Origin of the sequence: Pseudomonas sp. PAMC 26793, from assembly GCF_000313235.1 — a bacterium.
GTDB lineage: Bacteria > Pseudomonadota > Gammaproteobacteria > Pseudomonadales > Pseudomonadaceae > Aquipseudomonas > Aquipseudomonas yamanorum.
This window is the reverse complement of record NZ_AMXG01000038.1, coordinates 17,565-30,252: the sequence shown is the minus strand read 5'-3', so window position 1 is coordinate 30,252 and position 12,688 is coordinate 17,565. Positions and strand designations below refer to the sequence as shown.

Below are 12,688 nucleotides of genomic sequence, written 5' to 3'. Positions count from 1 at the left end.
CTTGAGAGGGGCACAAAAAAGGCCAATTCCGAACAATTATTCAGAATTGGCCTACATCACTTTGAGGCGAGTTTTATTGAGCGCCGTTGACCGCGCCGAACTTGCCCAGCACAAAACCAATGAATTGCTCGACGGTCATTTTCTGGCCGTTGAAGGTCACTTCATTGTTGGTGTAGTGCAGCTTGGACACGATATCGGTGCCCACCAGGGTCGCCAGTTGAGTGCCCACAGCCATGCCGCTGATCATCTCGCTGGCCATCTGGGATTGCTGCTCGATGGCTTTCGGGTCGGTCACACCACCGATCTGCGCTTGCAGGGCGGCAACGTCCTGGACCATCGGCTTGGACAGGGTCAGGTTGGCATCCAGCAGAGCAACGATTTGCTTGCCCAGCTCCACTGGCGGCAGGTCCATGCTCGACGGCTTGGCCAGGTCCAGCACCAGGTTGAAACGGCTCTCGCCATTGGTGGTTTTCAGCGACAGGTTTTCTACCGCCACTTGCGGCTTGGCAGCCAGCAGTTGGTCGACGTTGGCCTGGGCCAGGGTCTGCTCGGCTTCGGTCAGTTGCAGCTCAGGTACGGGCTGGCCGGCAGCGGCAGCGGCCTGGGCCGGCTGTACTTTTTCCTGGTAGAGCTTGGTCAGTACCAGCATCGACGGGATGTCGACGTTCTTCATGCTGACCGCCATGGCCGCCGAACCCACTGGCTTGCCCTGGTAACCGATCTCGTCGATCTTGTAGTCGACACGACCGGCCAGGTTGTTGTCCTTGGTTTCGCTGCTGTCTTTCTGCTCAAAGTTCTTGAGGGTCAGCACCGCTTGCTGTGGGCCGAAGGTGACCTTGGTGTTGGTCAGCTCGACGGTGTTTTGCCCGGTGTAGAAACCAAAGGTGGTTTTTTCCAGGTTGCTGGCGATGGTCAGGCCGCTCAGCTCAGCGTCCAGCTTGGCGTTGTTGGCATCGACCACCGAGACCTTGAGGCTGTCCATGTAGCCGCTGGCCTTGACCTTCTTGCCTTCGGCAGTCGAATCGAAGTCCAGGTTGGCGCCGGAGAAGCTCACGGCCGACTTGTCGTCCTTGAGTTCCAGGGGCAGCAGTTCAACGTTGCCGTTCACCGAGCGGTTGTAGCCGATGTTGGCCACGCCTTTGAGTGGCGACACGTCTTTGCTGGCGGCGAACCATTTTTCGGTGGTGGCGTTTTTCTCAAGCTCGTAGTGACTGGTGGCCATGACTGGCAGCCATTTCAGCGACACCAGGCGCGAGAACGGCAGCGGGCCGTGTTCGATATGGTCGACGAACAGCAGTTCGGTGTCCTGATGGTTTTCGCCGAACACTGCGCCCTGGGCCTTGAGGCGATAGTGAGCGGTGCTGCTGAACAGCTGGCGGTCGAGGGAGACCAGTTCCAGGGTCACGGTGCCGTCGACGCCGGCCATGGAGGTCTGCAGTTCCTTGTTGGCGTCCTGGATGGCGGTTTGCAGCACCGGCTCCAGTTGCTTGCCGGTGTACCAGGCACCGCCTGCGCTGATTGCACCAATGGCGACGACGATACCCAAGAGAACGACTGCTGGCTTATTCATGTAGTGACCTGATCAAATCCTGTGAAGTGGGCTGTCTTCCCTGAACCCCGAAGGGTGTCGGCTCAAGCCCGCCGAAATCCGGGGAAGATTAGCATTGCTGGCGTATGCAGCCCAATTTTTCAATAGGCGCGGACTTCAGCGGTGAACGGTAAAGCGCCTTCGCGAGCAAGCCCGCTCCCACATTCGACGGCATTCCAAAGAGGAAACTCGATCAAATGTGGGAGCGGGCTTGCTCGCGAAGGCGTCAGTACAGACACCGCAGATTTCAGGAATACTCGGTTTCGATCTCATCCAATTGATGGTCAAAGCTCTTCAGCCGCGCCGTCCACGTATATACCAGCACTTCAAACTCACGGTGAATCACCGCATTGCCCGGCGTATCTGATTTAGGGTCATAAAAATCCAGCTGGTAACGCTCCCGCGCCATCGCGGTGGCTACGTCGGATAATTCCCGGGCGTTATTCAGCCAATGCCGTCCGTCGGCGACTTGCCGATCAAGCATCACGCATTGTTTTTTCAGGGCTTCGAGGCTTTTTTCCAGCGGGGTGCCGGTCAGTTCACCCATGACTTCCTGGAAGGTGCGCCCCGGTTGCCAGTAACTGCCCCAGAAGTAGCGGTCGAACACTGTCTCGACCCGGCGCAGGGCAACCTTGGTGTCCCAGATCGCCACGCGGGTCTTGCCTTGTTCGAGCAGTCTTCGCTTGATTCGCTGGCCTTGGTAAGAGGCCCAGGCCACCACGCCGATAGACAGCACCGCGATCAGCGCGCTGGCGCTGTCGAGGAACACCATGGCCTTGTCGATCTGATGGGCCAACATGATGCCGTAGAAGTAAGTCGCCGATAGCAGTACCAGTGCGAAGAACACACACCAGAAAGCGGGAGCATAAGGGTTTTTCATTATTGGAATCCCCATGAGCAAACGCGAGCAGTGACAAGCGGGTCATCAACAGAACCCGCCAGTCAAAGCATAGCAATCAGCTCAGGGTTTGCTGGCTTGTGTGGCTTGCGTTCGTCCACTTTCCCAGCCGCCGCCCAGGGCCAGGAACAAATCGATCTGGCTCATGGCAACCTGGGTGTTCGCCGCCGCCAGTTGCGCCCGCACATCGGTGTAGGTCCGGGTGGCTTGCAGGTCGGCCAGGAACGACGCGCGACCGGCCTGGAAGAAGCGGTGCGTCTGCTCCGCGGCCTCTTTGGCCGAGGCGCCGGCATCCGCCAGGGCATCGCGACGTTGCAGTTGCGCGGTGTATTGCGCCAGGCCCGTCTGGGTTTCGCGGATGGCGTTGAGCACCACGCCGTCGAAATGCGCCAGGGCGCCCTGGGTCGCGGCTTCGGCTTCATGGATGCGGGCGCGGGCGCCGTTGGTCGGCAGCGTCCAGCTGATCAGCGGGCCAAAGCCCCAGCGATTGGTGGCCGGCGTGCCCAGGTCATCCAGGATACCCACGGTGCCCACGGTGGCTCCGATGCTGATATCCGGGTACAGCGCGCCGGTGGCCACGCCGATGCGTGCGGTGGCAGCCGCCAGTTGGCGTTCGGCCTGGCGTACATCAGGGCGACGCTTGAGCAGCGTGGCGCCGTCGCCTACCGGCAGCAATTGGGCGATATGCGGCAGTTCGGCACATTGCGCGGTGCCAGCCGGCAGTTGATTCAGTGGCTTGGCCAGCAGCATCGACAGGCGGAACAGCCCGGCCTGGCGCAGCGCTTCATAACGCGGCATTTCGGCGCGCAGGGATTTGTACTGGGTTTGCGAACGGGTGACCTGGGTTTCATCACCCCGCCCGGCATCCCGCAGGCGCTGGGTCAGGTGCGTGCTCTGGGCTTGCAGGTCGAGGGACTCGTTGGCGATCGCCAGCTCTTCGTTGGCCGCGCACACTTGGGTGTAGGAGCGCACCACGTCGGCCACCAGGGTGATACGGGCGATATCGGCCGCCGCCTGGGCCGCATCGGCACTGGCCTGGGAGCTTTCAATGCCGCGCTGCAAGGTGCCGAACAAATCGAACTGGTAAGAGGTGCTGATGCTCGCGGCGCCGATATTGGCCACCGGGACTTTTTCCGTCAGCAAATAGGCCTCACCGGACTCTTGCAGGCGCTGGGCTTCCGCCTTGGCGCCGGCACTCCAGCCGCCGGCCGATTCAGCTTGCTGCACCTGATAGCGCGAGCGCTGCAAGTTGGCTGCAGCCACCCGCAGGTCGGTGTTGGAGGCCATGGCCTGCTCCACCAGCTGATCCAGGCGCGGGTCTTGATAGAGCTTCCACCAGTCCGCCGGCACCGGCGCCGACACCACATTGTTGCCCTCCCCGGCCAACTGGCCCTGAAGGTCACCACGGTTCACAGCCGCCTTGTCCGGCAGCTTGTAATCGGGGCCCACCACTTGGCAGGCCGACAGCAACAACCCCAGCCCGGCGGTTGCTAAAAGCCGTTTCATGGCTGGTTCTCCGACTTGGGTTTATCGCCGATGATCGACACCGTGGCAGTGCGCCCGGCAATCATGCGGAAGTCCGCCGGCACGTCGTCAAAGGCGATGCGCACTGGAATCCGCTGGGCCAGGCGCACCCAGCTGAACGCCGGGTTGACGTTGGGCAGCAGGTTGGAGCCGCTGGTGCGGTCACGGTCTTCGATACCGGCGACGATGCTTTGCACATGCCCGCGCAGGCGAGCGTTGTCGCCGATCACGCGGATGTCGACGCTCTGGCCGACGTGGATGCCGTCGAGCTTGGTCTCTTCGAAATAGCCGTCGATGTGGAAAGAGTTGCTGTCCACCACCGACAACACCGGACGCCCGGCGGTCACGAACTCCTGGTTACGCGGCGCACGGTCGTTGATGTAGCCGTCCACCGGACTGCGGATCACCGAGCGGTCCAAGTTGAGCTGCGCGGCATCCACCGCCACTTGCGACTCCGCCAGGGCCGATTGGGCACGGGCGACACGGGACTGGCTTTCTTCCAGTTGTTCGCTGGCCACCAGGTTGCCGAGGCCACGGTTACGCTTGTTCTCGCGCACGGCCTGGGCCAGGGTTTCCTGGCGGTCGGCCACGGCGGCCTGGGCTTGGCGCAGGGCCAGCTTGAAGCGGTCCTGGTCGACGGAGAACAGCACCTGCCCGCGCACTACCAGTTGGTTGTCACGCACGTCCACTTGCTGGATCAGCCCTGACACGTCCGGGGCGATCTGCACGATGTCGGCACGGATGTGGCCGTCACGGGTCCACGGGGCGAACATGTAGTACATCACCATGCGCCACACCACGACGCAGGCGAAGGTCACTACCAATAACGTCAGGACTACACGGCCGATGGTCAAAAAAGGTTTTTTCATGTCATGAGGTATCGACTGAGTGAATCCACTGCGCCCAGCAACAGAGCGTAGAGACCCACATTGAACAATGCCCGGTGCCAGACCAGGCGATAGAAGTGGAGGCGGGTCAACAGCCCGTGCACCACCAGGTACAACACATAGGTAATGCCCATCAGCACCAGCAGCGTGGGCAGGAATACCCCGCTGATATCCAGATCACCGATCATAAAGGCGCTCCATCGGGTAACGGCGCTTCCATTTCTGTGCCGCCGAGAAATTCCACGCCGGGCAACAACGCCAGGCGCAAGCCACTGAGGGCGTGCAGCAAGTGCAGGCGGGTTTCGTCCTCACCTTGCAGGCCCTGGCCGTTGAGGGCGCGGCGGGTACGGTCGAGGGTCATCAGCAGACCGCCGGGGGCCGGCAGACGTTCACCGGCTTTCAGGCAGGCCTTGAAGTAACCGCCGACGCCTTCCACGACCTGGCTGAGCAGCACGCGCGGTACGCCGAGGATGCGTGGCGAATAAGCCTGCAAATCCATGAGGTTCAGCGCCACACCCAATTCCCGCAGGGCGATGCCGGTGTCTTGGCCGGTCATGGCCAGGCGCGGCAGATGCTGCATCAAGCGATCCAGCATTTGAGCCCCCATGTGCCGGTGTTCGGCCAGGGTCGCAGGCTCAGTGAGACCAACGATGTCCTGCCAGCCGAAGCGGGTCAGGCGCTTGGCCGCCAGCTCGGCGCCGAACGGCCGCGCAATCAGGGTCCAGACGAAGGCGAACAACAGACCCACCGGGCCCGCCAGGTTGGAGTTGGCGAAGGCCAGGAAGTCCGCGTCGTAGGCACCCTGGATGCTGATGAACGACGAGGTGTTGACCAGCGTCAGCAGCATGCCGAGGTAGAAACGCGGCTGTACCGTCAGCGTGCCGATACAGATAAAGGGCACCGAAAACGCCAATACCAGCATCGGGAAATCGTGCAGGTTGGGCAGCACCAGAAACAGGTAGAGGCTGGCGAACAGCACCGACATTGCGGTCCAGAAAAAGAACCGGTAGATCTGCGGCGCCGGGTCGTCCATGGAGGCGAAAAAGCTGCAGGCCACCGCCGCGAGGATCACCGCGCTGCCACCGTCGGTCCAGCCCAGCAGGATCCACAGCACCGAGGCGACGATGATCGCGGTGACGGTGGAAAACGCCGAGTAGAACATCAGGCCCCGGTCGAGAAACGGGGTCAGCCTGCCCAGGCGCCAGTGGCGGTATACCGCGCGCCAGCTGTCCTGGCTTTCGCACTGGATGGCAGCTTGCAGGCTGCGGCAGTCTTGCCACAAATCCACCCACTCGCCCAGTCGGTACAGGGCATTGGAGAACAGTAATTGGTGGCGGTCATCCAGGGCCTCGGCATCGGGTTGCAGCGCTTCGATCTGGTCGCGCAGAACACGCCAGCGTTCGAGGGGCGCATCCTTTTGCGTGCTGGCCAGCCACTCGTTGGCGGCGGTCAGCAACGGCGCGAAACGGTCGAGCAATTCCGGCGCGCGGTGTTCCAGGGCGTATACGGCGTTGTCGAGGGCATCGATCACCGGCAGAAGGTGGATCATCCGCCCGCGCAGCTCCTTGGTGTTGCGCACCGTTTGCGGCCGCGAGCCCTCGTGGGGCAGTTGGCCGATCATCAATTCCAGGGTGTTGAAGGTGGCAACCATGCCGCTGCGCAGGGTGCTGATTTCTTCGGGCTGCACGTTGCGGCTGAGGAAGCGCTGGCTGTAGACCTGCGCGTCGGCAAACCACTTGCTCACCGAGTCATCGAACACCGGCGCCAGGCGTCGCGGCCAGAACATCGCACCCACCACGGCGGCCACGGCGATGCCGAGGAAGATTTCTTCAGTACGCGCTTCGGCGACGTCCCACACCGCCAGCGGGTTATCCACCACCGGCAAGGCGATCAGCGGCAAGGTGTAGCCGGCCAGCATCAGCGCATAGCTGTTGGCGGTGCGCAGGTGCAGGGACAGGAACAGTAGAATCCCAGTCCACAGCGCGATCACCACCACTAACACGTAAGGCGTCTGCACAAACATCGGCACAAAAAACACCGCAGCGGCCGCGCCCATGAAGGTACCGACCGCCCGGTACAGCGCCTTGGAGCTGGTAGGGCCGACAAACGGGCTGGATACGATATACACCGTGGCCATCGCCCAATACGGACGCGGCATTTGCATCAGCATGGCGATGTACAACGCGATCATTGAAGCGGCGAATGTCCTTACGCCATAGAACCAATCCTTGGCCGGCGGCATGCCGGTAAAAAATCCGTTCAAGAACTCACAACCATGGGATGTTGATTGGCGCCTTCGAAGGCCCGTAGGACACGCAGCGCAGCTTCCAGGTCATCGGGATCGATCGTCGCCAGCACCTCGCGGCGCAGGCGCACCAGCTGTTCTTCCACCGCCTGCACCAGCTCGCGGCCACGCTCGGTGAGGCTCAAGGACTTGGCGCGGCGATCGTGGATGTCTTCGGTGCGGCACACATAGCCGGAACTGCACAGCTGGTCCAACAGGCGCACCAGGGACGGGCTTTCCATCCCGGCGGCCTGGGCCACTTTGACTTGGTGCACACCGTCGCCGAGGCGGCCGATCATCAGCAGCGGCACGGCGCAGGCTTCAGAGATGCCATAGCTGACGAGCGTGGTCTGGCAGATTTTGCGCCAGGTCCTGGCACCTACCACCATGCTGCTGCTGATGTTCATCTGGAGTTGTTCGAGGGTCTGGGACACTGGACTCTTCGCATACAGTTAGTTTGCTAACTATCAATATGGTCGATGGATACAAAGCAGTCAAGTTTTGATACAAATTTGCGGATGGGTGGATGGCCCGTAGGCTAAGTAAAGCTGGTTTGGGGAAAGTGGTTTGCTGCCAGCAACCGTCAGTCGCCTCACTCAGCTCACATGCGTCGTCAGGTATGCACGTTGTATATACTTCGTACATACCAATCTAGAGCATTCACTTATGTCAAAACTAGCCGTTTTCACCTTGAAGCTTGAGTCGGAACTACGCGACCAATTCATGGCCGAGTGCGAGGCTACCCACCGTCCTGCATCGCAAATCGTGCGAGATATGATGCGTCAGTTTGTCCAAGCCCAGCAGGAATCACGGGAGTACGATGCGTTCTTGCAGCGTAAAGTAGACGCCTCTCGCGCCTCGATACAGGCAGGCAGAGAGATTTCCAATGAGGATTTGGAAGCTGAGTTTTCTGCGAAACGTGCTCACGTAGATAATCAGGAATGAGGGTTGCCTGGACGCCGCAAGCGGCGCAGGACCGTAGGGATATCTGGGACTTTTTATTTGAGAAAAACCCACAAGCCGCAGCCGATATGGATCGACGCTTCAGCAGTGCAGTGCTGGGACTGGCAAAACACCCAGAAATCGGTCCACTCGGCAGGATCACGGGCACACGCGAAGTCATTCCTCATCCAAGCTACCGCCTTGTTTACCAACTTGAGCCCGACGTAGTAAGGGTCGTAGCGCTTCAACCGCCTCTTGACGGCTTAGACTCCTCGCCCCTCTCTCAACCGCAAATTCAACTCATCCACCACCTCCGCCCAATCCGCATCCCCCAAAATCTCATCGCGCAAAAACGCCCGCTGGCTTAGCGTCCAGAAAAACGCATCCGCCAGGTGCAGTTCGGGTTTGAGTGGGGAGTGGACCGCGATGTACCGCTCAATGCTGACCGGGTCATCGGGCAAACCGAGCTGTTTGAACAACGATGGCAAGTTGTGGACTGGGGATTCCATGAGGCGTTCCTGGAGAGATGGTTCACCTGAGTCTAGCCCCCCAGGCGAACATAAACCTCTCCGGTGTTGCGCAGATTAATCGCAGCCCTCACGGTGCACGCCCGCTGGCGCGTTACACAGCACGAACAGCCGGGCCCGTGCGCCACCGCCATCCTGCTGGCTGAGCTGGCGCCACCCTGTCGGTAACGGAGCAAACTCATCCGGCGGCTCCGTGCCGCTGATCAGCCATACACGCTGGGTCTCGGCGGGTAACGCCGACAAGCGATCAAGGTAGATGCGCCCGCCGTCCTGGTCCACCAAGGTGCCAAAACCGTAGGCGTTCGGCCGTGTGGACTTGCCGGAGGCGGTCGGCGGTGTGAAGAGCTGCAACTGGGCGTCGGTCTCGTCGTAATAGACGTAGGGCAGGTACCACAGCATGTCGCTGATGACGATGCGGTCATCTTCCTGGTAGTTGCGATTGACGAACTCCACCACCACGTTGAATTGATCATGTTCATCGACGGTGGCGTTGGTCTTCAAGCCTACCCACTCGACCCCGACAAACAGCACTAGCAGTGCTGCCCCCGCGAGCGGCAGGCGTGGCGACAGACGGTCGACAGCCACCGCCACGATGATCGGCAAACTCATCGCGTAGGCGGTGAGATAACGCTCGATAAACACCGGGGAAATAAACGAAACCCCATAGACCAGCACCACCGGCAGCATGAAAAACAGCGCCAGCAGCCAACCAAACCGATAGCGGCTTTGATCGCGCCAGGCGGATACGCCTACCAACGCTATCAGTAATAAAGGAAACGCAATGAAGAGGGGGCGCCACAAATGGTCGCCCGGGTCCTGAATGAGGAACTGCCACACCATGGACGGCACGGAGTACAGGTTGACCGGATCCTCCCAGCCAATATCACCGCCCACTTTGAGTTCTTCGGTGTGATGCACCAGGCCCAGCAAATTCGGCAGCCAAGGCAGGTACAGCAAGACAATGGCAAGGTTGGCCAACCACCAGCCCGGACGCGTGACAAGGCGCAGGCCGCCGGCCCGTGGCAAACGCAGCAGAACCAGCCATGACCAGTGCACCAGCACGCACAAGGCGGTGAAGTAGTGGGTGTAGAAAGCCGCCGTCATCAACAGCGCATAGGCCATCAGATAGCGCTTGCGTTCAGGCTGGCGGACCCAATACACCAATGCCAGGGTGGCGGCCAGCAGCCACACACCCAGCAACGAATACATTCGCACTTCCTGGCTGTAGCGCACCGCCGTGGGCAGCAACGCCAGCAGAATCCCCGCCAGCACCGCCGCGCGGCGGGTCGCGATCAGCCGCGTCAGCCAGACCCCCAGGCCGACCGCAACCACACCGGGGATCGCGCTCATGCTGCGCAGGGAGAAAATACTGTCGCCAAACACCTCGATCCAGCCGCGCAGCATGAAGAAATACAGCGGCGGGTGAACGTCATGGGCGGCGTGAAACCACAGATCCTCCAGGGAATACTCAGCGAGCAACAGGCTTGAACCTTCATCGCCCCAGATGGCGGCGGCGGTCAGGCCATAGAAACGCACGGCCATGGCCAACGCCAGCAGCGGCACCCACCACAATCGAGCCAGCCAGCCGGCATTCTCCCAAAGACCAGGATTGACCACGGGAAATGCCCCGGCCTTGTTGTCTTGTTCCGCCACAGAGCGTCGCACCTCTACTTCCTCACCCACTACTGAACCTGCGCTTGCGCGAACACCCGCCACTCTAGGTTAAAAGGCCTTGATTCGCCCGCTGTTTTGCTCGTTTTGAGCCGTCATCCGCCAATCGGACAAATCTGAATTTTGCGCAGGGTGTCTCCGACGCCTTAGTCGGATCAGGCTATGATTGCTGCCTTCCATGGATTCAGGATCAAGGACACTTCATGCGCATCGGTCTTCTGTCACCCCTGGCACTGGCATTGCTCACCTCCCTGCCCCTTCAGGCCCACGCCAGCGGCGATGACTCGTGCTACCCGGATTGGCGGGTGTCGCGTAACAGCCTGGACGTGTGCAGCAACCTGCCGTTTTTGAGCCCAGGCAATGACAGCCGGGTCAACCTGCGGCTGCTGCTGGCGGACAAGAACGTCATGCCGCTGGCACCGAATGCCCTGGGCGAGCAGGACTTTTCCGAAGGCTTTGGTCCGGTGCCATTCCCGGTGTATCGGCTCACGCCCTCGGCGGATGAGCCCGAAAACAAACCCGACGACTCGCGCACCGCCGAACTGGATGAACTGCTCAGCCCGCTGGGCATCAAGCGCGATGACTACAAGGCCGCCGGCGAAGCCTTCCTTTCCGGCGAAGGCAGCCGTTGCCGCAGCAACGCCGATGACAGCGCCGCCGCGTTTATCAGCCAGGTGGTGAAGGCCGATGTACCGCAGGCCGAGCGCCAACTACTGGCCAAACTGCGGTTACAGATGCTCGGCAGCTGTTCCTCGGACGGCGTAGCGGCAGGCGATACAGACCCAATCAAATCCGCAGACGGCCAGGCATTGCTCGCCTACCTGAAAGCCGCCGGGGACTTTTACAGCGGGCGCTTCAGCGATGCGCAAAAAGGGTTTGCCGGGCTGACGAGCAGCTCGCTGCCCTGGCTCAAGGAAACAGCGCTGTACATGACCGCCCGCACCGCGCTGAACGACGCCCAGCAAAACGCCTTCGATGAATACGGCACGCCATCCCTTGAGCATGTGGATAAGTCCGCGCTGCAAAGGGCCGAAAGCGGTTTCGACGATTACCTGAAAACTTATCCACAGGGCGAATACGCCGCCTCCGCCCGTGGCCTGCTGCGCCGGGTGCACTGGCTGGCGCCCAACCCCGACAAACTGGCGGACGATTTCGCCTGGCAACTGACCCAGGCCACCGAGGCCCAGCGCAACGTATCCCTGGATGAACTGGTGCAGGAAGCCGACACCAAATTGCTGACCAGCACCACCGCACCGGTGGGCAATCCGTTGATCCTGGCCCTCAACGACCTGATGTGGATGCGCGCCGGTGACCCGCCGAAGCTCACCCGTGAAGCCCTCGATGGGCAGAAGTCGACATTCGCCCAGGAACCGGCGTTATATGACTACGTGCAGGCGGCGTTTGCCGTGTACGTCGAGCACCAACCCGATCGCGCCTTGAAGTTGTTGCCGCAAGACGTGCCGTCGAATCTGGACTACTTCGCCTTCAGCCAGCAGACCCTGCGCGGCCTGGCATTGGAAGCCAAGGAAGACTGGAAAGCCGCCGAAGCCTTGTGGCTGCAACTGTTGCCGCTGGCCAAGCAACCGCTGCAACGTGACCAGCTGGAGCTGGCATTGGCGATGAACTACGAACGCAGCGGCCAACTGGCGAAGGTGTTTGCCGCCGACTCGCCGATCAGCGCCAAACAGGTGCGCTACATCCTGCTGCGCAACGTCGCCGGTCCCGACCTGCTGCGCCAACAGCTTGCCCATGCCGGCGACCCGATAGAACGCCAGACCGCGCAATTCACGCTGCTCTATAAAGACCTGCTGCGCGGCCAGTTCGAGACCTTTGCCGAGGACCTGAAGCAACTGCCCGCCCAGGTTCCCGATGACAAGCTGGGCACCAGCCTGGGCTACGTCTACGGCGGCGGCCAGTCGTTGAAACTGTTCCAATGGAAGGGTGACAAGGCCGAATCCGGCTACACCTGCCCGAGCATCGCGCAAATCGCCAGCACCTTGCAGGCCGATCCGAAAAACCCGCTGGGCCTGAACTGCCTGGGTGAATTCGTCCTGCGTAATGGCCTGGACGGCATGCCTCTGGAACAGGCGCGCTCCGCTGGCAGCCTGGGCAGTACCGCCTCGCCCTTCAAGGGTGAAGCTTTCTCGCGGCTCGAAGGCTATAAACGGGTGATCGGCAATCCCAAGGCCCCTCATAACGACAAGGCTTACGCACTGTTTCGCGCCATCAACTGCTATGGGCCTTCGGGCTACAACAGCTGCGGTGGCGAAGACGTCGACAAGGCCGTGCGCAAAGGTTGGTTCCGCCAGCTGAAAACCGGGTTTGCCGATACCCAGTGGGGCAAGTCGCTGCAGTATTACTGGTAAG

General features: G+C 61.2%; 12 protein-coding genes. 3 read left to right on the top strand and 9 right to left on the bottom strand.

What is annotated here, in order from left to right; translation table 11 throughout:
* Positions 1-73: 73 nt before the first annotated feature.
* From D109_RS0117650 to D109_RS0117620, 7 genes are all read right to left on the bottom strand, one after another.
* The gene (locus D109_RS0117650; RefSeq protein ID WP_026078043.1) at positions 74-1,570 is read right to left on the bottom strand and encodes a YdgA family protein; all 1,497 of its coding nucleotides are present in this window, start codon (positions 1,568-1,570) and stop codon (positions 74-76) included.
* 265 nt (positions 1,571-1,835) lie between these two features.
* The gene (locus tag D109_RS0117645; protein WP_003218188.1) at positions 1,836-2,468 is read right to left on the bottom strand and encodes a hypothetical protein; all 633 of its coding nucleotides are present in this window, start codon (positions 2,466-2,468) and stop codon (positions 1,836-1,838) included.
* Positions 2,469-2,549: 81 nt separating this feature from the next.
* Positions 2,550-3,992 carry an efflux transporter outer membrane subunit gene (locus tag D109_RS0117640; RefSeq protein WP_017478038.1) on the bottom strand — a complete coding sequence of 481 codons (1,443 nt, stop codon included), beginning with the start codon at positions 3,990-3,992 and terminating at the stop codon, positions 2,550-2,552.
* On the bottom strand, positions 3,989-4,879 hold the full coding sequence (locus tag D109_RS0117635) for an efflux RND transporter periplasmic adaptor subunit (protein WP_017478037.1): 891 nt from the start codon (positions 4,877-4,879) through the stop codon (positions 3,989-3,991). The genes D109_RS0117640 and D109_RS0117635 overlap by 4 nt, the downstream gene beginning before the upstream one ends.
* A complete protein-coding gene (locus tag D109_RS0117630; RefSeq protein ID WP_017478036.1) occupies positions 4,876-5,085 on the bottom strand; it encodes a DUF1656 domain-containing protein in 210 nt (69 codons plus the stop codon). The genes D109_RS0117635 and D109_RS0117630 overlap by 4 nt, the downstream gene beginning before the upstream one ends.
* The gene (locus tag D109_RS0117625) at positions 5,082-7,160 is read right to left on the bottom strand and encodes an FUSC family protein (protein ID WP_026078042.1); all 2,079 of its coding nucleotides are present in this window, start codon (positions 7,158-7,160) and stop codon (positions 5,082-5,084) included. The genes D109_RS0117630 and D109_RS0117625 overlap by 4 nt, the downstream gene beginning before the upstream one ends.
* Positions 7,157-7,588 (bottom strand): MarR family winged helix-turn-helix transcriptional regulator, encoded by a 432-nt coding sequence (locus tag D109_RS0117620; protein ID WP_017478034.1) that lies wholly within the window; start codon positions 7,586-7,588, stop codon positions 7,157-7,159. Before D109_RS0117620 ends, D109_RS0117625 begins: the two co-directional genes overlap by 4 nt.
* Positions 7,589-7,847: 259 nt before the next feature.
* Between D109_RS0117620 and D109_RS0117615 the strand changes: the two genes are divergently transcribed.
* The gene (locus D109_RS0117615) at positions 7,848-8,126 is read left to right on the top strand and encodes a hypothetical protein (RefSeq protein ID WP_003218199.1); all 279 of its coding nucleotides are present in this window, start codon (positions 7,848-7,850) and stop codon (positions 8,124-8,126) included.
* Complete coding sequence (locus tag D109_RS1000000132935; RefSeq protein WP_081585356.1) at positions 8,123-8,491, top strand: type II toxin-antitoxin system mRNA interferase toxin, RelE/StbE family; 369 nt, start codon at positions 8,123-8,125, stop codon at positions 8,489-8,491. Before D109_RS0117615 ends, D109_RS1000000132935 begins: the two co-directional genes overlap by 4 nt.
* Here the strand turns inward: D109_RS1000000132935 and D109_RS0117605 are convergent.
* Positions 8,387-8,632, bottom strand: a complete 246-nt coding sequence (locus D109_RS0117605; RefSeq protein ID WP_017478032.1) for a DUF2789 domain-containing protein — start codon at positions 8,630-8,632, stop codon at positions 8,387-8,389. The two genes, D109_RS1000000132935 and D109_RS0117605, sit on opposite strands and share 105 nt — an antisense overlap.
* A 75-nt stretch (positions 8,633-8,707) precedes the next feature.
* Positions 8,708-10,315, bottom strand: coding sequence for a glycosyltransferase family 39 protein (locus D109_RS0117600; protein WP_026078041.1), 1,608 nt, complete (start codon positions 10,313-10,315; stop codon positions 8,708-8,710).
* A gap of 209 nt (positions 10,316-10,524) precedes the next feature.
* Between D109_RS0117600 and D109_RS0117595 the strand changes: the two genes are divergently transcribed.
* Entirely contained in the window at positions 10,525-12,687 is a 2,163-nt protein-coding gene (locus tag D109_RS0117595) for a hypothetical protein (protein WP_017478030.1), read from the top strand.
* Position 12,688 lies beyond the last annotated feature (1 nt).

Coding starts and splice junctions, on each gene's coding strand:
- D109_RS0117650 (WP_026078043.1), bottom strand. CDS start 1,570: ATGAATAAGCCAGCAGTCGTTCTCTTGGGTATCGTCGTCGCCATTGGT.
- D109_RS0117645 (WP_003218188.1), bottom strand. CDS start 2,468: ATGAAAAACCCTTATGCTCCCGCTTTCTGGTGTGTGTTCTTCGCACTG.
- D109_RS0117640 (WP_017478038.1), bottom strand. CDS start 3,992: ATGAAACGGCTTTTAGCAACCGCCGGGCTGGGGTTGTTGCTGTCGGCC.
- D109_RS0117635 (WP_017478037.1), bottom strand. CDS start 4,879: ATGAAAAAACCTTTTTTGACCATCGGCCGTGTAGTCCTGACGTTATTG.
- D109_RS0117630 (WP_017478036.1), bottom strand. CDS start 5,085: ATGATCGGTGATCTGGATATCAGCGGGGTATTCCTGCCCACGCTGCTG.
- D109_RS0117620 (WP_017478034.1), bottom strand. CDS start 7,588: ATGAACATCAGCAGCAGCATGGTGGTAGGTGCCAGGACCTGGCGCAAA.
- D109_RS0117615 (WP_003218199.1), top strand. CDS start 7,848: ATGTCAAAACTAGCCGTTTTCACCTTGAAGCTTGAGTCGGAACTACGC.
- D109_RS1000000132935 (WP_081585356.1), top strand. CDS start 8,123: ATGAGGGTTGCCTGGACGCCGCAAGCGGCGCAGGACCGTAGGGATATC.
- D109_RS0117605 (WP_017478032.1), bottom strand. CDS start 8,632: ATGGAATCCCCAGTCCACAACTTGCCATCGTTGTTCAAACAGCTCGGT.
- D109_RS0117595 (WP_017478030.1), top strand. CDS start 10,525: ATGCGCATCGGTCTTCTGTCACCCCTGGCACTGGCATTGCTCACCTCC.